At 75.3% G+C, this 25,479-nt stretch carries 1 protein-coding gene; it reads right to left on the minus strand.

Features of this window, described 5'->3' with window-relative positions:
- Positions 1 to 25,446 carry a hypothetical protein gene (locus ABZ945_RS06380; RefSeq protein ID WP_361264802.1) on the minus strand — a complete coding sequence of 8,482 codons (25,446 nt, stop codon included), beginning with the start codon at positions 25,444 to 25,446 and terminating at the stop codon, positions 1 to 3.
- Between the last annotated feature and the right edge of the window lie 33 nt (positions 25,447 to 25,479).

Consider the following 25,479-nt stretch of genomic DNA (forward strand, 5'->3'; position numbering starts at 1 on the left):
TCATGAACCTCCCAGGACGAGGTACCGCGTCCCGTCGAAGCGCAGCCGGACGGTCGTGCCCTCCTCGGTGGGACCGTAGAGGTGAACGCGCCCGTCAGGGCCGGTGACCTCCAACGGAACGCCCAGTGTCCGGGCGGCGAAGGCCCACAGGGCCGCCGGGCCTTCGTCGGCGCCGGGGCGCAGGTGCCCGGCGTCCGGGCGGGCCAGCAGCCAGCGCAGGTGCTGGAGCGGGGTGAGGCCCAACTCCTCGACGGTCAGCGAGCCGCCGAGCAGCACGGCCTGGGCGTTCTGCCCGACGCTCAGGACCACATCGGTGCCGGCCAGGTCGGCCACCGGCACCACATGGTCCCGGTTCAGCGGCGCGGCCCCGGCCGCCTCCAGCGCCGCGAGCAGCGCCTCCTCGAAGGGCTCGCCTCCGGGCGGCGGCGAGGGCACGGGGGCGGCGTCACCGTGCGGCAGTGGTACGGCGGCGAGGGCGGGTACGGGGGCGGGGGCGCCGTTGCGCGCCGGCTCGGGCTTCGGGGTCGGGGGCGCTTCCGGGACCGGCTCCGGCACCGGGACCGGGGTGGTCAGCAGGTCGAGGGTCAGGGCCGGTTCCGTCCCATGCGGGGCGTCGGGCAGCAGGTCGCGGGCGCGTTCGGCGGCCCGCCACAGCTCCTCCAGGGCGTCGTCCGGGTCGGGTGCGGTGATGCCGGCCGCCCGGGCGAGGGCGAGCAGTGCCGGCTCGTCCGCGCGCGCCGGGAACGGGGCGGGGGCGGCCAGCCGGTCCAGGGCCTGGCTCAGGGCGCGTTCCCGGGGTCCGACTTCGTGCTCCTCGATCCCGTACAGCCGGGCGGTCCGCCGGTCGGCCGCGGCCTCGGCCCCGTCCGATTCACCGATCTCGCGGCCGAGTTCGACGGTGAAGCCCAGTCCGCTCTCCTCGGCGAAGGCCCGTAGATAGGCGGCCATGCCCTCGGCCTCGGCGCGGGTGGTGAAGCGCCGTGCCGAGCCGTGCAGTTCGCCCCAGTTGAGGACCACCCGGTCCAGGTCCTGCCAGCTCAGTCCGCCGTGGATCTGCGTCTCGAAGTAGTGGCCGACCGCCGCGTAGCCCGACTCGGCGATCTCGCGGCGCAGTTCCGGGTCGTGGCGGAAGCCGGTCGCTTCCGCGAGCGCCAGCCGGACGCGCTGCTCCTCGCCGTGGGCGAGCAGCGGGAAGACATGGGCGTTGTCCGTGTACGAGAGCACGCCTCTCTCCTCCCAGGCGGCGCTGTCCCCCGGGGTGTGGGTGACCCGGGCACGCACCGACTCCTTCCAATGCAGGACGGCACTTCCGTAGGAATAGGTTCCACCGGCCTGCGCCGGGGAGACCAGGGCCGCGTAGAGGGGCAGCTCGTCCGGGTCCGGCGGGTCGAACTCGCCGCCACTTGGGCCGTCTTCGGGGGTGCCGCGGGTGCGGCGCAGTGCGGCGGCATAGCCCTGGAGCTCCTCGACCCAGCCCCGGCCGGGGCGGCTCGCGGTGCCGTCCGTGGTGCCGGTGGACCAGAAGGAGCGGAAGGCGGTGTCGGCGGTGAGTGCCTCGGCCCGGGTGGGCACGGTGCCGTCCTGGCGGGGTGTGCCGCCGACCGGGCGGGCGGCGAGGTCCTGGTTGGTGGCGATGGGCAGCCGCCGGACATGGTCGTGCGTGGCCTGGGTGATCTCGGCCATCAGCACCGGGTCGTGGACCGGGTAGCGGGTGCCGAGGGTGCGGTTGACGTGGGCGATCCGGGCGGCGAAGGCGGCGCGTTCCCGTTCGTGGAAGAGTTCGCCGCGCTGTTCGGCGGCGAGCAGGGCCCAGGACTGGCTGGGGGTGAGGTGCTCCCAGCCGTCCCGGTGGGCGGGGTCGCCCGGGGTGCGGGCGGCGTGCAGCCGTTCCAGGTCCTGGGCGTCCGGCACCATGTGCCGATCGGGCCGGCCGGTGCGGGCGGCCGGTTCGGAGGCGTGCGCGGTGAGCGGCGGCCGGTGCCGGGTGCCGGGCAGGGGGCGGCTGATGGCCTGCTTGGCCAACTCCCGCCGGTCCAGCGGCTTGGGCCCGGACAGCTCCCCGGTGGCGGAGGTGTCGCTGACGGCCGTGGGGGCTGTACCGGCGGGTCCGCCGGGCCGGGGCGGGGCGAGCAGCAGCGGGGTGGCGGACGGTTCGGGTTCGGGGTCGGGGTCGGGGTCGGAGACGGCAGGGGCGGACGGGTCCGCCGGGGCCGGGTCGGCGGAGGCGGGGTATCCCGGGGCCGGGTCGGCCGGGTCCGCCGCGTCGGCCGCACCGGTCATGAACTCCCGGAACGCCTCGTACCGTTCGTTCTCCGCCGCCACCGCCCGCAGCGGGTTGGCCGGCGGCGCCGGGGCGGTATCCGGGTCCGGGCCGTAAAGCCGCTCCAGCAGCGGCAGTAGCAGCGGTTCGTGCTGCCGCACCCAGGCGGGACCGTTGTTGCGGGGCTGCCCGGTGGTGCCGTCCGTGCCGGTGTTGACGCCGAGGTAGGCCATGGTCAGCTGGGCGAAGAACTCGTCCTCGTCGGTGGCCGAGTAGTTGGCCGCGTCGCGGCCCTGGAGGTCGTGGGCGGGCCCGTCCGGCCAGGACGCGTCCCGGCCCGCCCGGCGCAGCTCGCGGAACCGCCGGGCGATCAGCTGCTGCTCCTCGTCCGAGAGCGCGGACCGGTGCAGCAGATGGGCGGTCTCATGGACGAGGGTGGAGGTCCCGTCGTGGTCGGCGCCGTACCAGGAGACCGGGGAGGCCTCACCGAGCAGGTTCTCCTCGGGCACCACGGCCAGCGCCAGTTCGGGGGCGGCGGCCCCTCGGGTCGCCCGGTAGCGGCGCGGGGTGCGGGTGGAGAAGTGGAACCCGCGCAGCGAGTCCAGCGGCAGATCGCGGGGCAGCACCATGATCGCCCCACCGGCCAGCAGCAGGGCCTCCACCGCCGCCGGGTCCTTCAGCATCCGCTCCAGCCAGGTGTACGCGGTCCAGCGCGCCGACGCCGGGCTCCCGGCCCCGTCCAGCACGCCCACCAGCAGCCGGGCCGCCACGGCGGCGAACCGTTCCGCCGTCAGCCGGGCCCGCAACTCCCGTACGAACGCGGGCTGCCGCGCCAGCCACCGCCGGATGCCGTGGTCCAGCAGCGGCAGGCGGGCCATGAGCTGCTCGTACTCCAGGGACTCCAGCTCCCGCAGTGTCCGGGCCGGATGTTCCGGCGCGCGCGGCGGGGGGATGTGCACCGTGCCGGTGGCGGGCGGGGGCGGCACCGGCTCGGGCCCGTACAGCCGCTGGAGCAGCGGCAGCAGCAGGAGTTCGTGCTCCCGCACCCAGGCGGTGCCGTTGTTGCGGGGCAGGCCGGTTCCCGGGTCGGTGCCGTGGTTGGTGCCGAGGTAGGCGCTGCTGAGGGCGGCGAAGAGCTCGGCTCCGCTGTGCGAGGAGGAGTTGGCGGCGGGCCAGCCGTCCCGGTCGTGCAGCGGCCCGTCCGGCCAGGGCGCGTCCTCGCCCGCCCGGCGCAGCTCGCGGAACCGGCGGTCGACCAGGTCGCGGTCCTCCTCGGCCAGGGCGTGGTGGTACAGCGACCAGGCGATGTCCCGGACGGCGTCGTCGGCCCGGGCCGTGCCCCGCGGGCGGCGGCCGGGGCCGGGCCAGTCGGCGAGCAGGTCCGAGCGGCGGACCACGGTCATCGGCACCGCCCGGGTGCCGCTGCTGTCGACGGCACCGGCGGCCTGGTCGCGTAGCTCGTCCTCGGCCTCCTGCGGCAGGCCGTCGGGCAGGACCAGCAGGGCGGCCCGGGCCGCCAGCAGCCGTTCCGCCGTCTCGGGGTCGGCCAGCATCAGCGCCACCCGCTCATGGACGTCCAGGGGTACCCGGGGTGTCCGCGGCGGGCCGTTCGGGCCCTCCGGCACCACCACCAGCAGCCGGGCCGCCACCTGGGCGAAGCGCCGGGCGGTCGAGTCGGCCCGCAGGCTCTGCCGGAGGTCGGGCTGCTCCGCCAGCCACCGCAGCTGCCGCTGGTCGAGCGTCGCCAGATATGCGAGCAGTTCGTCGATCGGCAGACCGGCCACCTGGCGCAGTACGGCGTAGGGGTCGTCGGGCTCCTCGGCCGGGGGGACCTCCAGTGGGCCGTCGTCCGGGGTGCCGGTGCCGGGCCCCTCCTCGGCGCTGTGCGGACCCGGGGCGCCGGGGACGGTGAGCAGGGGTGCCGAGGAGGCCGTGAACCGCAGGCCGTACGGGCTTTCGGGCGCGGACGGGAGGTCGTCCAGGGCGGCCATGAAGTCGCGGAAGGCGGTGTATCGGGCGTTGTCCACGGCGGTGGCCGCCAGCGGATTCACCGGCGCGGAGAGGGTGGCGTCCGGGTCCGGGCCGTACAGCCGCTCCAGCAGCGGCAGCAGTGCGGGCTCGTTCTCCCGCACCCAGGCGGCGCCGTTGTTGCGGGGCTGCCCGGTGCGCGGGTCAATGCCGTGGTTGGTACCGAGATAGGCGGCGGTCAGCTGGGCGAAGAACTCGTGCTCGTCGGTGGCCGAGTAGTTGTCCCGCTCCTCGCCGTCCCGGTGGCGGCGGGGCCCGTCCGGCCAGGGGGCGTCCGGCCCGGCGTCCCGCAGCTCCCGGTAGCGGCGGGCCACCAGGGCCCGGTCCCCGGGGGTCAGCCCGCCCTCGTAGAGCAGATGGGCCACCTCGTGGACGGCGGTGGAGTACCCCTCCGGCTGCGGAGCGACCCCGGCGATGCCGGTCCGCTCGCCCAGCAGGTTCTCCTCCGGCACCGCGGCGACCAGGGTGGTGAGCGCGGTCATGCCCCGGGTGGCGTCCACCGGGCGGCCGTCCGTGCCGTGCCGGTGTGCGGTGAACCCCTCCACGGCGCTCAGCGGCAGCCCGGTGGGCAGCAGCGCGACCACGCCGCCTGCGGCCAGCAGCCGCAGCGCGGTGTCCGGGTCCCGCAGCAGCCGGGCCAGTTGGGAGTACGCCTCCCGGCGGGCCGAGGCGGGCCGCTGTGTGCCGTCCAGGACGGCGACCAGCAGCCGGGCCGCCGCCTCGGCGAACTCGGCGGCCGGGAGGCGGGAGCGCAGCGCGGCGGTGAAGTCGGCCCGGTCCGCCAGCCAGCGGCGGTGCGACGGGTCCAGCAGCGTCAGCGCGTCCAGCAGTTCCGGCCCGGGCAGCGCCGCCAGACGCGCCATCAGCTCCTCCGCGTCGGGTGGAGCCACCGGGCGAGGCAGCCGTACGGGCGTCTCAGCTGTCTCGATGATCTCGGTTGCCTCAGGAGTCTCGGCCTCCTCGGCGGTCTCGGGGGCGGACTGGGTGGCGGGCCCGGCGGGGATGGCGTCGCTGCCGCGGTAGTGCTGGTGCTCATGGTCGTAGTGGACCTCCACCACCGGGCCGCCGGTGGGGCCGTAGCGGTCGGTGACGATGGTGGAGAAGGAGGTGTCGTCCCACTGGGCGACGTCCACGGCGAGGCCCAGCGCGTGTGCGGCCAGGGTCAGGAAGACATCGCCGTAGCCGCCCGCCCAGCTCTGGTTCCAGGTGCGGACCGCGGACAGCAGCCCGCGGCGTTCCTCGTCGGTGAGGGGGGCGTCGCTCTCGAAGTAGGCCGCGGCCACCTGGGTGCGCAACTCCGCGTCGGCCAGCGGGTCGGGGTGCGGTACGCCATGGGCGCGGGCGAGGGCGAGGAGCTGGGCCCGGTCGGTGCGGGCCGGGTTGCCGACGCGGGCGGCGAAGTCCTGCATCCGGGTGGCGCGGAGCTGGCGCACCACCTGGGCGGGCAGCCGTCCGCCGCCGCGGGTGGTCTGCTCCACGTACGCCCTGATCCGGGCCTTCATCGCGGCGATCACCTGGTCCGCCAGCGGGTGGCGGGGCAGCGTCCCGGTGAGGGAGTGGCCCTCGGCGCGGCGGCGCACCTCGTCGCGGACCCGGGCGGTGTCGGCGAGCCAGGCCCGGATGGTGCGGCCGGCTCCGGTCGCCGGGACGAGTTGGTCGCCGACCGCCCGGGGTGCGCCGATCAGCAGGGCGTAGAGCATGCACTCGCCGTTGGCGACGGAGCGCAGCGGGTTGCCCGCGGCGGGGGTGCGGTGCTGCGCGGTGCTGCTGCCGGGGGCGGTGAGGGCCGCTCCGGAGGAGGACTGACCGCCGGAGGGCGGTGGGGTATGGCCGACGGGGGACGGCTTCGGGGTCGGGGGCGGGGACTGGGGCGGGGTCGGGGGCTGGGGCGGGGTGGGCGGCTGGGTGGCGGGCGGGGGCAGTAGGCCGCGGGTGCCGTGGGAGGCGGGGAGCGGGGCGGCCGGGGGCTGCGCGGGCGGGGCCGCGAGGGCGGCCGGGGTCGTGGTGGCGGGCGCCGGGGTGGCGGTGGAGCGGGCGGCCAGGGCGGGGCGGGGGCCGCGTACCGGGGTGGCGGTCACCGAGGACAGCGGGGCGCGCACCAGGCTCTCCCCGGTGGCGCGGCGGGCGGCACCCAGGGTGTGGGCGAGTCCGGGCAGCCGGGCCTGGGCGGCGCCTTGGGCGGCGGCCTGCTCGGTCTGGTGCCGTTGAGCTGTGGCGATGATCCGGTCCACGGCGTCCAGGGCGTCCTGCCGCTGGGCGAGCCGTTCGGCGCTGCGGTCGCGGTAGCGGAGTGCGTGCGCCAGGGCGAGCCGGGCGGCTCCTTCGGCGGTGTCGGCGTGGGCGGCGTGCTGCTCCAGGTCGGGCAGCCGCTGTGCGACGGCCTGGGCCTGGGTGCGGGTGGTCGCGGCGTTCGTCCGCAGGGTGGCGGCGCGGGTGCGGAGTCCGGACAGCCGGTGGCGGGCCTCGGCCCGGGCGGCGGTGGCCTGCCGTCGGAGGGCCCGCAGTTCGGCGATGCGGGTGAGGGTCGGCCGGCCGGTGCCGCGCAGGGCGCGGCGCAGTTCGGAGCCGGCCCGGCGGGCCCGGTCGGAGAGGAGGGTGAGCCGCTGCTGCGCCAGGGTGACCGTGCGTTCGGCGGCGAGCGCCGCCGCTTCCCTTCGGCGTACCTCGTCCTCCAGCCGGGTGAGCTCCGCGTTCTCGCGCTCCCAGGCGGTCTTGGCGGCGGTGTGCCGGTCGACCGCGGCGTCCAGTCGGTGTTCGGCCCGGGTCACGGCGACCTCTGCCCGGTCCAGCACCGTCTGGCGGGCGTCGCGGGCGAGCAGCGCCTCCCGGCGGGGGCGGGTCTGGTCGGTCTCCCGCTGCCGGGCGCGGGCCCCCAGCAGTACGGCGTCGGCGTGGTCGGTGATGGCGTCGGCCAGTTGGTTCCAGGCGGTGAGTGTGGCGGCGTCGGTGCTGTGCAGGGCGCCGTCCTCGGTGAACCGCCAATGCTGGAGCCCGTCGTCGGTGCGGAGCACCAGTTCGACCGGTCGTCCGGCCAGGACGGCGGTGCGGGAGGCGGCGTAGAGGGCGCGGGCCAGCAGCGCCCCGTCCGGGGCCGGGCCGGGGGCGAGCCAGAGCTGTGCGGCGGTCTCGGCCGGATCCAGGGCGGCGGCGAGCGCGGCGGGCAGGTCGGCGAGCGGGTGGCGGGTCCAGTCGCGCAGGTCGGCGGCGGGCTGTGCGGCGAGGATGGAGCGGAGGTCGTAGACCTGGGGGTCGGTGCGGGCGCCGGTGATGCCGAAGCCGAGCACATCGCGTTCGGTGAGGCGGAGTTCGGCGCTGCCGGTGACATAGCGGGTGCCGTCCGGGCCGGTCACCTTCACCAGCACGTCGACCATGGTCTCGTAGCTGCGGGTGCCGCGTCCGCCGCCGGACGGCAGGGCGGTGCCGCCGGTCTTCACCCATTCGCGGCGCAGCGCGGTGACCGAGGAGCCGGCGCCCTGGGTCACCGGCTGCTGGGCGAGGAGGGGGATACCGACGCCGAAGAGGTGGGTGGGGCCGAGGGAGTCGGCGGTGTGGGCGGTCTGCAGAGTGGTGGCGGAGGCGCCGCCGACGGTGAGGGCGGTGGAGGCGGTCAGCGAGGGCAGCCGCAGCCGGTCCAGGGTGACGTCACCGGCGTCGGTGATCCGCCGGGGGTTGCGGATCTCGATCTCCAGGCCGGGCGGGGCGCCGGGGTCCTCCTCCACCGGGTAGGCGCCGGGCATGGTGGCGGTGGTTCCGGTGCCGCGGGCCAGGTCCACGGTGATCCGGCCGGCCTGGATCAGCTCGCCGAGCCGCACCGCGGCGCCCTCGGCCGACTCGGACACCGGCGTCGAGGTGAGGTCGGCGGCCAGCTCGGGGGCGACGGCGGCGATGGTGTGGGCCAGTTCGGCGGCGGCGTTGAAGGCGAAGACCGGAGTCGGGCCGGTGGGCAGCAGCCGGGGGCCGTCGGTGATGTGGCGGCCGGCCGGGGCGGGGGCCGCCGTCCTGGGGTCGGTGGTGGAGACGGCCGGGGGCAGCGGGTCCGGGGGTGTGTGCGGGTCGGCGGCCTCGCTGCCGGTGAACCGCAGGGTGACCAGGGCGGGCACGGCGGCGGTGCGTTCGGGGCGGCCGAACAGCATGCGCTTGGCCCATTCGCCCCAGCCGGTGTCCTTCTCGGCCCAGCCGATGATCCCGGCCTCCAGCAGCCCGCCGGGGATGTTCAGCGGCCAGTCGGTGACCAGTTCGGAGCGGACCGAGGCGGTGTACTCGTACTCCACCTCGAAGTCGGCCGCGTTGTCGGTGCGCATCCAGTAGCGGTCCTCCTCGGTGGAGGCGTTCTTGGTGGTGACCGAGGAGCTGGTGGTGTACGCCAGGTTGGGGCCGGTGCGGTCGGTGCGGGTGTCCACGGCGGGGCGCGGATAGCGGGCGTTGGGGGTGAAGACGGGGTTGGTCTGGCGGGTCTTGGTGGTGGAGACGGAGGTGTTGGAAGGGGCGTGGGCGTGCACCTGCTCCTGGCCGGTGCCGGGGCCGCCGGGTCGGCCGCGCAGGGTGCGCAGGGCGGCGGTGTCCTGCACCGGCCGGGCCCGCAGGGAGACCTCGACCAGTCGGGCGCCGCCCTTGGCGACATGCAGGAAGTGGAAGCGCTGGGTGGCGCCGGGGCCTCGGCCGGGCAGGGCGCGCAGTGCGGTGGGGGTGCTGAGGTCGGCGATCCGGGTGCGTACCCCGGAGAGGTAGGAGGTGTGCCCGGGGGTGGTCGCACCGGGGGCCTCGGCCTCCACCAGCCGGGTCAGCTCGGTGCGCAGCCGGTCGCGCCGCTCGATCCGCCGGTTCGCGGGGGCGGAGGTGCCGCCCGCGGTGCCGGGGGCCGGGCCGAGCTGGCGTACGGAGAGGATGCCGGCGAAGCCGGGCTGCCCGGTGCGGGCGAAGCGGTCCGGGGGCGGCAGGGTGGCGGCGGCCCGGGCGGGCACCGGCAGGGTGGCGACCAGCGCCTGGAACCACTCGGCGTCCCGGGCGAGTTGGGCATCGCTCATCAGGAACTGCGCGCCCCGGGGGATCTCCACGGCCACGGTGACCGGTGCGGAGCTGGTGACGTTCACCGCGTTGCCCACCAGAGTGCGCCGGCCGTGCCGGACGGTGAGCAGAATGGTCGCCCCGCCCCGGACCCGGTGCAGCGGACCGCTCTCGGTGGGGGTGCGGGTCACCCCGGTGGAGGCGGCGACGGCCCGGGACTGGTCGGTGCGGCGGGTGTGGGCCAGCCGGCCGGAGGGGTTGAAGAGCGGCTCCGCCTCCGGTGCGGACGCGGGGGCGGGGGCCTCCTCCGCGCGCGGCTGGTTGCGCGGTCCGTCGCCGGGACCGGGCTGCTTCTCGTCGGTCCGCTGGACCTGTTCGGCGGTGTTGGGCGGCGGGGCGGGACGCTGGCTGGCGGTGAACGCCTCGGCGGTCTGGTGGGTGGTGCTGGTGGTGGTCTGGTGGGCGGCGGTGTCCGTGGCGCCGACGTCCGTCTCCAGGTACTGGGCGCCGCTGTTCAGGTGCTCGCCGTCGTGCAGATAGCCCTCCAGCTCGATGGAGAACTCGTGGTCGGCGCCGAGCCCCGGCAGGGTCAGGCCCTCGATGACATAGCCGCCCTTGAAGATCTGGTGGCCCCGGCCGGCCAGGTTGGCCGGGCTGAGCGCGGAGCGCAGCGCCTCCCGGAAGGCGGTGGACTCGTCGGTGGGGTCCGCCCCGGTCAGGTTGTCGGCCAGCTGGGCCAGCTTGTTGGCCTGGTCGGTGAGGAACCCGGTGACGGCCCCCCAGCCCCGGGCGATCAGCCCTCGCTCGGGGTGCCCGGGCTGGGTGCCGGCGACGATCCGGTCGAAGGCGCCGATGAGCGCGGCCGAGCCCCGGAAGGTGTCCAGGATGGCGTCGTCGGGCATCCGGACCACGCCCGGTACCGGGGTGCCGTCCGGGCGGGTCAGGGCCAGTTTGGCCCGGTCGTCGGGGGTGGCGGCCCGGAGCTGGGCGAGGGCGGCCGGCGGGCGGGGGGTGCCGGCCGGTTCGGTCCGGTGCCGGGCCACCGCGAGGGTGAGGTGCCCGGCGGCGGTACGGGTCAGGGGCCGCTCCTCGTCGGGCCGGGCGCCGCCCACCGTGTCGGAGGCGCCGCCCGGGGCGCTGGCCGGGTCGGCGAAGTGCCGCACCGGCGCGCTGCCGGCGCCCTCGTACAGGTCCAGCGCGAACAGCGCGGGCACCTCGAAGAGTTCGGTGGACTGGCCGCCGCTGCCGATGAAGAACTGGTCCTGGTTGTTACCCGACCCGGCGGTGTAGCCGCTGGCGGTGGTCCGGCTGTAGCTGTGGTCGAGCGAGCCGCTGAGCGTCCACGGCGGATCGCCGGCGGGGCCGGACGGGCCGCCGCCGAAGCCCGCGCCCCAGCCGTAGGCGTACCCCCTGGACTCGTTGCCGGGCACGCTGAACGAGGAGATGCCCATCACCTGGATCCCGGGCAGGGTGCGCAGATGGCGGGCCTGGTTCCGGGCGTCCCGTACCGCGCTCAGCCGGAGCTGGACGCGGCGGGTGCCGCCGGTGCGCCGGGGCAGCTCAAACCAGATCGGCTGCCCGCCGTCCACCTGGGCGTCGGCGGAGGCGCGCAGCCCGATGCCCGAGCGGGCCAGCTCGAACCGGCGGAGATTGGTGAGCTGGGCCTGCGCCCGCTCCTCGTCCCCCACGAAGGGGGCCAGCGGGCGGTTCTCCGGAGGCAGGAAGCCCTCGGCGCGCAGCCAGGCCTCGGCCCGCTGGAACATCTCGGCGGTGCCGGTGACGCCGAGCGGGGCGGCGGACAGGCCGAGCGAGTCCAGGTTCTCCAGGTCGTCCGGGAGCTGGCGGACGTCCGCGCCGGGGGCCTGGCCAAGGGCGTCGGCGGCGGCGAGCCGGCGCAGCCGCAGGCCGCCGTCCCAGGGGCCGGCCGTGTGCGTGCTGCTGCCGCCCCGGGCCCGGAACAGGGTGACCCGGTAGGTCACCCGGGCCGGGGTCAGCAGATGGCTCTTGTTGCTGCGGACGGCGTGCGTGAGGGTGGCCGAACCGCCGGAGTTCAGGGCCGTGTTGGTCCCCCACTTCACGGAGCCCTTGAAGGTGGTGCTGCCCACCACCCGGGAGGAGGCGTCCGGGTGGCCGGCGGCGGTGTCATTGGTGAACACCGGTGCCACACTGCCGTCGAAGGCCAGGCCGCTGCTGTACTTGGCGGAGCTGTCCAGCTTCACGGTCTGGGAGACATGTGCCTCCAGGTTGATCTTGCCGTCGAGTGACTGGTGGCTGGGCGTGTCGTCGGGCTCCACCACCGCCTCCAGCCGCAGGATGCCGACCGCCTTGCCGTGGCGGTCCAGCAGCACCGGGGAGTAGAGCGCGCCGTCGCGCTGGAGCGGCAGGGTGCCGCGCAGCACCGGCTCGGAGAGGAACGCCTCGACCTCCTCCGCCGAGTCCTCCGAAAGGTCGGAGAAGTCCTCCGCGAAGGCGCCGCGCACCTCGGTGAGCAGCCTGGCCGGCTCCTGGACGGTGTCCACGCCCCACACCGGCAGCGCGTCCAGAGCAGCCGGGTCGGGCAGGGTTCCGGGCGGGTCCACCGCCAGGTGCTCGGGGAACCAGACGGTGAGCGGGCCGTGCCGCTCACCGGTCCCCCAGCCGCCGTCGCTCTCGTCGCCGGGAGCCTCGGCGTCCACGCGCAGCTGCCAGTCGGTGGTGAACTCCACCGGCTGGGACAGCTCGTTGCTGCGCTGGGCGGTCATGGTCTGCACGGCGGTGGTGACGGTGGTGGACGCCGAGAACTGGTTATGGGTGAGGGCCAGGGCCATCGCCCCGTCCACCCGGCTGACCGGTCCCGCGCGGCCCACGGTGAAGGCGCCGGACCAGGTCACCGGGACGGTGCGGACATTGCCCGAACTCCGGGTGACCGGAGTCTCGGTGCTGCCCTGGCCGCGCCGCTCCACCCGTACCTCGGGGTCCTCGGTGCTGTGCTCCCCGTACCGCCCGGACCGCTGGGGGTCGTGCAGGCCCAGCCGTACGTCCACGGTGCGCCGGCGGCCCTGGTGGGTGAAGGTGAACCGCCGTCCGCTGCTGCGGAGATACGGCAGCTGGCGGGCCAGCTCCACCGCGTCCGCCCGCTCGCGGAGCTGGACCCGGACCGGGTGGTCCTCGGGCGCGGTGTCGGGGTCGATACCGAGGGCGGTCAGGATCTGCCGATGCAGCCCCCGTACCGCGGTGTCGTCCAGCGGCTCGACGTGCACCAGGCCGACGGTGCCGTCATAGCTGGCACCGTAGCCGGTGACATACGCCGAGAGCGGGGTGCCCCAGTCGCGCGGGGCGCTGCTCGCCTGCCAGCGGTCATCGTGCTCGTCGGGCGGCAGCGGGTCGACCACCTCCGCCGACTCAGTCTCGGTCTCGGTCGCGGTGTCGGAGGCGTAGGGGTGGTCGGGGACGGCCGGGCCGGTGTCCAACGCGGCCTCCAGCGCCCGTAGATCCGCCTCGATCACCGCTGGACCGGATGCGGGGAGGGCGCTCGCGTCGGCCATCACACCGGGCTGGACATCGGTCAGCCACTGCCGGAACAGCGAGTCACGATCGGCGCCGCGATCCCGCAACGCCGCGTAGTGCAACAGCTCATGGAGGATCTGGGCGTCATCCCGGCCGTCCGTCCCGCCGAGCCGGATGTGCAGCTGGTCGCTGTCACCGGGGTCGGCGGTCCGGCTCAGCTCGATCGCCTCGGCGTGCTCCGGCACGGGAGTCAGCACCACCTCTACATCCACCTGATCACCCGAACCGGGCAGCAGCAGACCATGGTTCACATGCCGGGCGAACAACTCCGCCACGCGCTTTTGGAACGCCGGGAGTTGCGAGGCGTCGAAGCCGGGACCGAACCGCACCGGCACATGCACCGACACACTCCGCACCCAGCGGCCGTCATCCACCTGCACCCGACGCACCCACGCCCGCACCAGAGTGTTCCGGCCATGCAGCGTCCCCGGAGCCCGCCCCGCATCCAGCAGATCACGCCCCGGATCGAACCAGTCCTGATGCAACGCATGCGCCGGAGCCGACGCCCGACGATGCCACCACTGACCACGGTGGACGGGAGCGGGAGCGGGTGCCGGGAGCCCGGCCATGAACGCGCGGAACGCCTCGTAGCGGGCGTTGTCGGCGTCGGTGTCCGCCACCGGGTTGACCGTGGCATCCGCCAGCGGGTCGGCGGCCCCGTAGAGCCGCTCCAGGATCGGCAGCAGCCGGGGCTCGTGGGCGCGGACCCAGGCGGCGCCGTTGTTGCGGGGCTGGCCGGTGCGCGGGTCGGCGCCCTGGTTGGTGCCGAGGTAGGCGTTGCTGAGCTGGGCGAAGAACTCCTCGGCGGTCAGGGCGGAGTGGTTGTCGACCACCCGTCCGTCGGTGTGGCGGCGGGGGCCGTCGGGCCAGGGCGTGTCCGGGCCCTGGGCGTACCGCGTCCGGTAGCGCAGGCCGATCAGCTCCCGCTCGGCGGCGGAGAGCGCGGCGGCGTGCAGCAGATGGGCCAGCTCATGGGTGGCCGAGGAGTAGCCCTCGGGCTGATGCGGTACGGGGCCGATGGGCGTCCGCTCGCCGAGCAGGTTCTCCTCCGGCAGCGCCGCCACCAGCGCGCCCGAGGTCGCGCCGCGCAGGTCGTCGACCGGGTGTCCGGCCGCCCCGTGGGCGTGGGCGAAGGCGTTCACCGAGCCCAGCGGCACGCCCTGCGGCAGGACGACGACCATGGCGCCCGAGCCGAGCAGCCGGGTCGCCGCGTCCGGGTCGCGCAGCATCCGCGCGGTCCAGCGGTACGCCTCCTGGCGCGCGGACGCCGGACGGGAGACGGCAGCCGGGACCACGACCAGCAGCCGGGCGGCGGCCTCGGCGAACTCACCTGGGGTGAGGCGGGAGCGCAGGGCGGAGGTGAAGTCCGCCCGGCCCGCCAGCCAGCGCAGCAGGCCCGGCTCCAGCAGGGGCAACGTGTCGATCAGTTCACGGGCGGGCAGCCGGGTGAGGCGCGCCAGCAGTCGGTTGGCCTGCTCGGCGTCGGCCGGCTCCACCGCCCTGGGCAGGGTGATGGTTTCACCGGAAGCGTGCGCCCGGCCCGTGTCCGTGGTGGACGGCGGCGGTACGGGGGCGGGGTGCAGTCCGCCGGAGGGCCCGGGTGTGCCGTCGCTGGCGCTGTAGTGCCGCCGGTGGAGGTAGACCTCCACCACGGGGCCGCCCGAGGGGCCGAGCCGGTCGTGGACGGAGGCGGGCGCGCCGAGGTGACCGGGACGGGCGATGTCCACGGCGATGCCGAAGGCGTGCGCGGTGAGCGCCAGGAAGGCGTCCCCGTAGTCGCTCGCCCAGCCGGTCTCCCAGTCCTGCACCGCGTTGAGCAGCCCCTGGAGTTCCTGGGCGCTGGGCGGTGCGGTGCTGGTCAGATAGGCGGCCTCCAGAGCCTCGCGCAGTTCCGCGTCGTTGAGCGCGGCGGCACCGGTGACCCCGTGGTCATGGGCGAGCGCCAGCAGATCGGCCCGGGTGACGGCGGGGTCGTACAGGTGGGCGGTGAACTCGTCGGCGATGGAGGCGCGCAGTTGCAGGATGACCTGGTCGGGCAGCGGAACGCCGCCGACGGCCCCGAGGGCGTACTCCGTGACGACGGCCCGCATCGCCCCGATGACCCGCTGGGACGGCAGGTGCGGTGGCAGGGTGCCGTCCTCGGAGAGCGCCGTGGCCTGGGCGACCAGGTCGCTGCGGACCCGGGCGGTGTCCGACAGCCAGGCGTAGGCCGGATGGGTGGTGGGCAGGTCGGTGAACCGGTCGCGGATCACCTGCGGGGCGCTGGCGAGCAGCGCGTACAGCAGGCACTCGCCGTTGGCGACGGTCCTGATCGGGTTTCCGGCGGCCGGAGGGTTGCCCGTGCCGGTCGCGGGCGGGGCGGTGCCGGAGGGGGTGGTGATGGCCTTCCCCTTGCCCTTGGCGGTGTCGGTCGCGGGCGGTGCCGGGGGCGAGCCCTTGGTGGTGGAGTCCTTCACGGGGGTCGTGCCGGATGTCTTCGCGGAGGGCTTTGGCGTCTTGGCGGTTGTCGGGGTCTTTGCGTTCTTCGACGGCTTCGTGCTCTTCGGGTCCGCTTTCGGGGTCTTCTTGGTGCTGCTCGGGGTCGGCTTCGCGGCCTCGGGCTTCTTCGACGTCTCGGGCTTTTTCGGGGCCTTGGAGGTCTTCGCGGTCTCGGGCTTCTTCGGAGTCGTGGAGGCCGGCGGGGCGCTGGTGGTGCCGGTGGTCGCCGCCGGGGTGGTGCCGGTGGCCGGGGTGGTGTGGGAGAGGGCGGCCTGGGCGGTGGCCGGTCCCAGGGCGGGGTTGGCGGTCACCGAGGCCACGGTGGCGCCGATCAGTCCCTCGCCGCTGTCCTGGCGGGCGTCGCCGACGCCGGTGGCGAGGGCGGGCAGCCGCCCGGCCGCCTTGGTCGCCAGCGCGGCCTGGCGGAGCTGCTCCTTGCGGTCGGCCGCGATGGCCGCGTCGATGGCGGCGAGGTCCCCGCGGCGGTCGTCGCGCTCCCTGGCCAGTTCGTCGCGGCGGGCCCGAGCCTCGGCCCGCTCGGAGTGGCGGGTCGCCGCCACCGAGCGGGCGTCGATGACCGCCTGGGCGAGGGCGGGAAGGCGCCGGGCCGTGTCCTGTGCCTCGGTGTGCAGAGCCGCCAGCTCGTCCCGCAGTTCGGCCTCCCGGGCACGGAGCCTGGCCACCCCGGCACGGAGCGAGGTCAGGGTCTGTTCGGCCCGCTGCCGCTGCTCGGCGGTCCGGCGGACATGCTCGGCGGGGGTGGACGGCCGGACCATCCGCGTGGCGTGGCGCAGACCGGCGAGGACGAGCCGGGTCTCGTAGGAGCGCCGCTCGGTCGCCGACGACCGCCGTTCCACGGCGGCGAGATCGTGCTCCAGCCGCCGTATCCGCCCGTCCAGCCGGGCCTGGGTGCGGCGGGCGCCGTCCAGTGCGGAGTGGGCGGCGCGGTGGGTGCGTACGGCCTTCTGCCAGGCGCCGTCACGCTGGCGGTAGACGGTCTCGGCGGCGGACAACTGCTTCTCGGCGGTGTCGAGTCGGGTCTCGGCGGGGCTCCGCGACCCGCTGCGGTCGGTCTCCCGCCGCCGGGCGGCGGCCTGCCGCCGGACGGCGTCGCCGTGTGCGGTCACGGCCGTGGCCAGGTCGTCCCAGGTGTCGGCGGTGGCCGGGTCGTGGGTGAGCAGTGAGCCGTCCTCGGCGAACATCCACTGCCGCAGGCCGTCGTCGGTCCGCAGCACCAGTTCGACGGGGCGGTCCGCGAGCTGCGCGGTGCGGGAGGCGGCGTAGAGGGCGCGGGCGAGGAGCGCGCCGTCCGGGTCGGGGCCGGGGGCGAGCCAGAGCTGTGCGGCGTCCTCGTCGGGGTCGAGGGCGGCGGCGAGCGCACCGGGCAGGTCGCCGAGCGGGTGGCGGGTCCAGTCGCGCAGATCGGCGGCCGGTTGTCCGGCGAGCATGGAGCGCAGGTCATAGACCTGGGGGTCGGTGCGGGCACCGGTGATGCCGAAGCCGAGCACATCCCGTTCGGAGAGCCGCAGTTCGGCGCTGCCGGTGACATAGCGGGTGCCGCCCGGGCCGTCGACCTGGACGAGGACGTCGACCATGGTCTCGTAGCTGCGGGTGCCGCGTCCGCCACCGCCGGGCAGCGCGGTGCCGCCGGTCTTGAACCACTCGCGGCGGGTGGCGGTGACCGCCGAGCCGGCGCCCTGGACCACCGGCTGCTGGGCGAGCAGCGGGATGCCGACGCCGAAGAGGTGGGTCGGGCCGAGGGAGTCGGCCGTGTGGGCGGTCTGGAGGCTGGTGGCGGAGGCCCCGCCGACGGTGAGGGCGGTGGAGGCGGTCAGGGCGGGCAGCCGCAGCCGGTCCAGGGTGACGTCCCCGGCGTCGGTGATCCGCCGGGGGTTGCGGATCTCGATCGCGATCCTGGGCGGGGTGTCGGGGTCCTGCTCGGCCGGGTAGGCGCCGGGCATCGACTGGGTGACCCCGGCGGCGCGGGGCAGGTCGGTGCCGATGCGCCGGGCCTGGATCAGCTCCCCGATCCGTACCGCGGCGGCCTCGGCGGAGCTGGAGAGCGGGGTGGCGGTGAGCAGGCCGGGGGCGAGGGCCGGGGCGGCCTCGGTGAGCGCCTGGGCCAGCTCGGGATAGGCGTTGAAGTGGAAGACCGGGGCCGGTCCGGACGGGACGAGGCGCTGGCCGTCGGTGATCCGGCGGGGCCTCGGAGCGGTGGGCGCGGCGGCGGTGCGCGCGGTGCGGGGGTCGGTACGGGACAGGGCCGGCGGCAGTGGGACGGGGGCGGTGGCCGGCGGGTCCACGGCCTCGCTGCCGGTGAACCGCAGGGTGACCAGGGCGGGCACGGTCACGGTGCGCTCGGGGCGGCCGAACAGGGTGCGGCGCGCCCACTCGATCCAGCCGACATCGTCGGAGAGGCCGATCAGACCGGCCTCGATGATGCCGCCGGGGATGTCCAGCGGCCAGTCGGTAACCAGTTCGGAGCGGACCGAGGCGGTGTACTCGTACTCCACCTCGAAGTCGGCGCCGTTGTCGGTCCGCATCCAGTAGCGGTCCTCCTCGGCGGAGGTGTTCTTGGCGGTGTCCGAACTGACGGTGGTGTACGTGATGTTGGGGCCGGTGCGGTCGGTGCGGGTGTCCACGGCGGGGCGCGGGTAGCGGGCGTTGGGGGTGAAGGTGGTCGCGTTCTGCCGGCTGGTGGTGGTCGCGACGGAGGTGTTGGAGGGGGCGTGGGCGTGGACCTGTTCGTGGCCCGAGGTGCCGGGTCCGGCGGGCCGGCCGCGCACGGTGCGCAGCGCGGCGGTGTTCTGCCGGGGCTGGGCGGTGAGCGAGACCTCGACCAGCCGGGCGCCGCCGCTGGCGACATGCAGGAAGTGGAAGCGCTGGTGGTGGCCGGGGCCTCGGCCGGGCAGGGCGCGCAGCGCGGTGGGGGTGGTGAGGTCGGCGATTCGGGTGCGTACGCCGGAGAGGTAGGAGGTGTGCCCGGGGGTGGTCGCGCCGGGGGCCTCGGCCTCCACCAGCCGGGTCAGCTCGGTGCGCAGCCGGTCGCGCCGCTCGATCAGCCGGTTCCCGGCCGGGGCGGCCGTACCGCTGGTGGCGGCGACGGCGGTGGCCGGGGCGGTGGGGGTGGTGGCCGGGGCGGGGCCGGTGGCGACCGGGGCGGCGGCCGCGTTGGGGGCGGGGCCGAGCTGGCGTACCGAGAGGATGCCGGCGAATCCGGGCTCCCGGGTACGGGCGAAACGGTCCGGCAGCGGCAGGGTGGCGGCGGGCCGGGCGGGCACGGGCAGGGTGGCGCTCAGCCCCTCGAACCATTCGGCGTCCCGGGCGAGTTGGGCGTCGCTCATCAGGAACTGGGTGCCCCGGGGGATCTCCACGGCCACGGTGACGGGCGCCGAGCCGGTGGCGCGGACGGTGTTGCCCACGATGGTGCGTCGGCCGTGCCGGACGGTGACCAGGATGACCGCCCGGCTGCCGATGCGGTGCATCGGGCCGCTCTCGGTGGGGGTGCGGGTCACCGCGGTGGAGGCGGTGACGGCCCGGGACTCGTCGGTGCGGCGGGTGTGGACGAACCGGCCGGAGGGGTTGAAGAGGGCCCCCGGCTCGGGCGCGGGCGCGGGGGCCTCCGCGCGCGGCTGGTTGCGCGGAGCGTCACCGGGGTCGTCCTGGTCGTCCTGGTTGCCCTGCTGGACCTGCTCGGCCGGGTTGGGCGGCGGGGCCGGCCGCTGGCTGGCGCTGAACGCCCCGGCGGTCTGGTGGGTGGAGCTGGTGGCGGTCTGGTGGGCGGCGGTGTCGGTGGCGCCGACATCCGTCTCCAGGTACTGGGCACCGGTGTTCAGATGCTCGGGGCCGAGGAGGTACCCCTGGAGCTCGATGGAGAAGTCGTGGTCGGCGCCGATGCCCGGCAGGGTCAGGCCCTCGACCACATAGCCGCCCTTGAAGATCTGGTGCGAGCGGGCGGCCAGGTTGGCCGGGCTGAGCGCCGAGCGCAGCGCCTCCCGGAAGGCGGTGGACTCGTCGGCCGGGTCCGCCCCGGCCAGGTTGTCGGAGAGATGGGCCAGCTTGTTGGCCTGGTCGGAGACGACGTCGGTGGTGGTGTCCCAGGCGCGCTGGACGGCGTTGCGCGGCGGCTGGCCGGGGGCGGTGCCCGCCGCGATGGAGTCGAAGGCTTCGACCAGTGCGGCCGAGCCCCGGAAGGTGTCCATGATGGCGTCGTCCGGGAGCCGTACGACGTGGGGCACCCGGACGCCGTTGCGGTCGGTCAGGGCCAGTCGGGCCTGGTCGGCCTGGGTCGCGGTGCGCACCCGGGGGGCGGCGGCACGGTCGCGCCGGGCACCGGCCGGCTGGGTGCGGTGCTGGGCGACGGCGAGGGTGAAGCGGCCGGAGACGGTACGGGTGACGGGCCGCTCCTCGTCGGGGCGGGCGCCGCCCGCCGTGTCGGAGGCGCCGCCCGGGGCGCTCGCCGGGTCGGCGAAGTGCCGTACCGGGCCGCCGGGCCCCTCGTACAGGTCGAGCGCCAGCAGTGCGGGTACCTCGAAGACCTCGGTGGACTGGCCGCCGCTGCCGATGAAGAACTGGTCCTGGTTGTTGCCCGACCCGGCGGAGAAGGTGTCGGCGCTCTGCCGGGCGTAGCCGTAGTCGATCGCGCCGCCCAGCGTCCAGGGCGGGTCACCCGCCGGACCGGACGGGCCGCCGCCTATGCCGGCGCCCCAGCCCCAGGCGTGCCCCCGGGACTCGTTGCCGGGTACGCCGAACGAGGAGATGCCCATCACCTGGATGTCCGGCAGGGTGCGCCGGTGCCGGGTCCGGCCGCTCCGGTCCCGCTCGGCGCTCAGCCGGAGTTGGACGCGGCGGGTGCCGCCGGAGCGCCGGGGCAGCTCAAGCCAGATCGGCTGCCCGCCGTCCACCAGCGCGTCGGCCGAGGCCCGCAGCCCGATCGCGGAGCGGGCCTGCTCGAACCGGCGCAGATTGGTGAGCTGGGCCTGCGCCCGCTCCTCGTCCTCCACATACGGGGCCGTCGGCCGTCGCAGCGGCGGCAGGAAGCCCTCGGCGCGCAGCCAGGCCTCGGCCCGCCGGAACATCGGGTCGGCCCCGGTGACGGCGAGCGGCGCGGCGGAGAGGCCGAGCGAGCGGAGGTTCTCCAGGTCGTCGGGGAGCTGCCGGGTCCCGGCGCCCTGGGCGTGCTCCTGCCCCTGGACGTCACCCGCTTCGAGTCGGCGCAGCCGAAGGCCGCCGTCCCAGGGGCCGGCCGTGTGGGTGCTGCTGCCGCCGCGCGCCCGGAACAGCGTGACCCGGTAGGTGACCCGGGCCGGGGTCAGCAGATGGGCGCGGTTGCTGCGGACGGCGTGCGCGAGGGTGGCCGAACCGCCGGAGGCGAGGGCCGCGTTGGTCCCCCACTTCACGCCGCCCTTGAAGGTGACCGGGCCCTGCACCCGCGAGGAGGCGTCCGGGTGGCCGGCGGCGGTGTCGTTGGTGAACACCGGGGCGAGGGAGCCGTCCAGGGCGAGCCCGCTGCTGTACTTGGCGGAGCTGTCCAGCTTCACCGTCTGCGAGACATGCGCCTCCAGGTTGATCTTCCCGGCGATGGACTGGTGGCTGGCGGTGTTGCCAGGCTCCACCACCGCCTCCAGCCGCAGCACCCCGACCGCCTTGCCATGCCGGTTCAGCAGCACCGGCGAGTACAGTCCCCCGCCGCGCTGGAGCGGCAGGGTGCCGCGCAGCACCGGCTCGGAGAGGAACGCCTCCACCTGCTCCGCCGAGTCCTCCGAGAGGTCGGCGAGGTCGTCCTCGAAGGCGTCCTGTACCTCGGTGAGCAGCCGGGCCGGCTCCTGGACGGTGTCCACGCCCCACACCGGCAGATCGTCCAGCGCGGCGGGTGCGGGCAGCGGGCCGGCCCGGTCGGCGGCGGCGAGGTGTTCGGGGAACCAGATGGTCACCGGCCCGTGCGAGCGGCCCGGCCCCCAGCCCTCGTCCACCGAGGCGGTGCTGTCGCTGTCGCTGTGACCGGACTCGCTGCCGCTCCCGTCGCTCTCGTCTGCCTCGTCCAGGACGCCCGGGTGGTCGATCCGCAGGCTCCAGCCGGTGGTGAACTCCACCGGCTGGGACAGCTCATTGCTGCGCTGGGCGGTCATGGTCTGTACGGCGGTGGTGACGGTGGTGGCCGCCGAGAACTGGTTGTGGGTCAGCGCCAGGGACAGCGCCCCGTCGATCCGGCTGACCGGTCCGGCGCGGCCGACCGTGAAGGAGCCCGACCAGGTCACCGGAATCGTCCGGACGTTGCCGGAGCCCCGGGTGGCGGAGAACTCGCTCGTGCCCTGGCCGCGCCGCTCGACCCGCCCCTCCGGGTCCTCGGTGCTGTGCCCGTACCGCTCGGACCGGACGGGGTCGCTCAGCCCCAGCCGGATGTCGACGGTGCGCCGGCGGCCGTTGTGGGTGACGGTGAACCGCCGTCCGCTGCTGCGGAGATACGGCAACTGGCGGGCCAGTTCCACCGGACCGACCCGCTTCCGCAGCTGGACCCGGACCGGGTGGTCGTCGGGCGCGGTCGCCGGGTCGATGCCGAGGGCCCGCAGGATCTGCCCGTGCAACGCCTCCACCATGGCCGCGGGCAGCGGCTCGACATGCACCAGGCCGACGGTGCCGTCATAGGCGGCGCCATAGCCGGTGACATAGGTGGACAGGGGCTCGCTCCAGTCGCGCGGGGCGCTGCTCGCCTGCCAGCGGCCGTCATGCTCGTCGGGTGGCAGCGGGTCGATCACCTCCGCCGCTTCGGTTTCGACCTCGGAGGCGTACGAGTGGTCGGGGACGGCCGGGCCGGTGTCCAACGCGGCCTCCAGGGCCCGGAGGTCCGCCTCGACCACGGCACCCGACTCCGGCAAGCGTCCGGCATCGGCCATCACACCGGGCTGGACATCGGTCAGCCACTGCCGGAACAACGACTCACGGTCCGCACCGCGATCCCGCAACGCCGCGTAATGCAGCAGCTCATGGAGGGTCTGGGCGTCATCCCGGCCCTCGGCCCCACCCAGCCGGATGTGCAGCTGGTCGCTGTCACCGGGGTCGGCGGTCCGGCTCAGTTCGATCGCCTCGGCGTGCTCCGGGGCGGGAGTCAGCACCACCTCCACATCCACCTGGTCACCCGAACCGGGCAGCAGCAGACCATGGTTCACATGCCGGGCGAACAAACCCGCCACCCGCCGCTGGAACGCCGGGAGTTCCGAGGCATCGAAGCCCGGACCGAACCGCACCGGCACATGCACCGACACACTCCGCACCCAGCGGCCGTCATCCGCCTGCACCCGACGCACCCACGCCCGCACCAGAGTGTTCCGGCCGTGCAGCGTCCCCGGGGCCCGCCCTGGATCGAGCAGATCACGCCCCGGATCGAACCAGTCCTGATGCAGCGCACGCGCCGGAGCCGACGCCCGGCGATGCCACCACTGACCACGGCGGACGGGAGCGGGAGCCGGGGTGTCTTCTGGAGAGGGCTGCTCGGTCTTGAGGGGCGGCGGAGCGGCGGGCTCGCTCTCCGCCACGGCCGGTGTCTCCGCTGTCTGGGTGGCGGCCGCTTCGGTGGTCGTGGGACGCGGCGGGGCGGGCAGGACCGGGTCGGGCGTGGAGGGGCCGCTGACCGTACGTACCGCGGCCGGGGCGGCGGGGGCGGTGGCGGGAGGTGCGACCTGGGGACCGCCGAGGTCGGCGATCCGGGTGGCGAGCCGGCTCAGTCGGTTGTCGGTCAGCCCGGGGGCGGCGGACCCGGGGTTCTCCCCCAGCAGGACGCCGGTGACATCCTGGCGCCCGGCACCGTCCTCGCCGAGGCCGAGGAGTTCGGCGATCCGCTCGGCGTACTCCTGGGGATCGGCGTCCGCCCACCACTCGGTGGCGGTCATGGGCCGGTCGCGGCCGACAAGGGTGACGGGAGAGCCCTGCTGGGCCGGGGCGGGCGCCGCCGGCTGGGCGGTGACCTGGAGCAGGTCCCCGCCGGGCAGCCGGTGGCCCGGGGCGTTGAACAGCTCCTCCACGCCGGTACGTATCCGCTCCCAGACATCCTCGGGCAGGCCGTCCGGGCCGGTGGTGGGGACATGGACGGTGACATCGGTGACCCACTGGCCCTCGTGCTCCACCCGGCGTACGTCGAACACCGAGCGCCGCACCGGCGGGGCGGCCTCCCCCGACCTCGGCGCGGGGGTGTCCGGGGCGGTGACCGAGGGGTCGTCGGCGGTCCAGGTGTGCTCCAGGGTCACCGGCTCCACGGAGGACCGGGCGGCCTCCCAGTGCGGGTTGCCGGTGAGCGGGGCGGGGCGGGGGGTGCCCGGCAGCGTCTGGGCCTGGTCGACCGACTGCCCTTCGGCACCCGGAAGCTCCCGCCCTTCCGGAAGCTCCTGCTGGGAGTGCTCCTGCCCCTGCTCGCCGGGCGTCGGCTGGGTGCGCGCCCGTGGGTCGCCTTCCCCGGTGGCGGGTGCGGCGCCGGTCTGCTTGCCCCCGCTTCCGGTACTGGAGGTCTGCTGCTCCGGGAGGTGCGTAGCACCCGCGGAGGGGGTGTGCGGGCGGGGCAGGGGGTCGCCGCCGAGCGCGGTGGGGTCGGCCAGGTCCGTGTCGGAGCCCGCGAAGGGGTCCGGGATGCCGGTACGGGTGGTGTCGAGGTCGGCCGTCCGGCCGGCGCCCGTACCCGTGCCCAGGCCGGTACCCAGTCCCGTACCCGGGAGTTCGGCCTCCGGGGATCCGCCCGGCAGCGGTGCGGGCGCCCCCGGGCCTGTGACGGTCGGCCCGGCGGTGAGGGGCGAGGACGACGACAAAGGCGCGGGCGAGTGAGGGCGGGTGTGAGCGGCGGTGTCACGTGGGCCGCCGGCTGCCGTGGTGTCGTCGAAGGCAGGGTCGTTGACGGCGGTGTCGTCGAAGGCGGTGGGCGGCGGCCCGGTCGGGACGGGGGCGGGCGGGTTCGGCGGAGGGGTGAGAGACCCGGTCGGCGGCGGGGTGGTGGACGTCAGGGTCACCGGCGGCGGGTCGGTGCGGTCGAGGTCGGTCCCGGTTACCGACGCGGGCAGCGGGGGCGGCACCGGGGCGGGTGTCGGGACGGGGGTGGGGGCGGTGCGGGTGAAGCCGTCAGGACCGCCGCCGGATCCCCGGGTGCCGTCGGGGCCCGAGCCGCGCGGGGGGATGCGGTTGATGTCGGTGAACTGGCTGGAGTCCTTGAGCCACTTGTTGACCCACAGTCCCCCGCCCCCGATCCCGGCGTCGGTCACCACCTGGAACATCGAGCTGGTCCCGGAGCCGACGAAGGTCTCCCACTTGAACTCCCACACCCCGTCGAAGAGGCCCTGGACCAGCACCTCCGCCGCACTCTCACTCACCGCACCGACGATGAACGCCTCGGGCAGGTCGTTGAGCACATCCAGCGTCTTGACGGTGAACGGGTTCCGCTTCATCCACGAGTCGAAGCCGTCGATGTTCTTCTTCAGATAGTTCTTGAAGAAGTTCCCGAAGAGGTCGAAGGCTCCTCCGAGCCAGCCGGAGAAGAGGCCGGCCAGTGCCCCGAAGGCCGCGCCCTTGCCGACCTCCTTCCAGTCGATGCCCTTGGGCTTGCGCGGGCCCTCGTTGAGCGCGATCTGCGCCAACTGCACCGCCAGCACCTGCAGCGCCTCGGTCAGCGCCCCGGTCAGCGCCGGGCCCAGCCCCGACATCCGCAGCAACCGCTGCACGATCAGCAGCACCGCCAACCGACTGCGCGCCCGCGCCAGGAACATCTGCGTCACCGAAGTCCCCCCGGTGAACGCCGCCAGCGCCGCCAGGATCGCCAACTCCGCGATCAACGAGATGATCTCGGCGATGATCTCCCACTTGGCCCCCTGGATCTTGATCGAGTGATCGATCTGACCCGAGGAGATCTCGTCCAACTGGTCGACCATCTGGTCGATATGGCTCACCCCGGCGTCGTCCACCAGCACCGACAGGGCGCTGATGTAGGGGTCCGCCACCTCCTTCGGGAGCGCGGTCGCCGCCTCCGCGATCGAGGCCCGGATCTCCTCCTGGAGGGACTTCAGACCGCGACCGTAGCGGTGGTACAGCTCGCGGCTCTCATAGGCGAGGTTCTCCCTGGCCTCCAACGGCATCTCACCGATGAGGATCCAGAGCATCTTCCGGACATCCTCCGGAAAGTTGATCTCCTG

It is taken from the genome of Streptomyces sp. NPDC046887, assembly GCF_040644755.1.
GTDB classification, from domain to species: domain Bacteria; phylum Actinomycetota; class Actinomycetes; order Streptomycetales; family Streptomycetaceae; genus Streptomyces; species Streptomyces lichenis.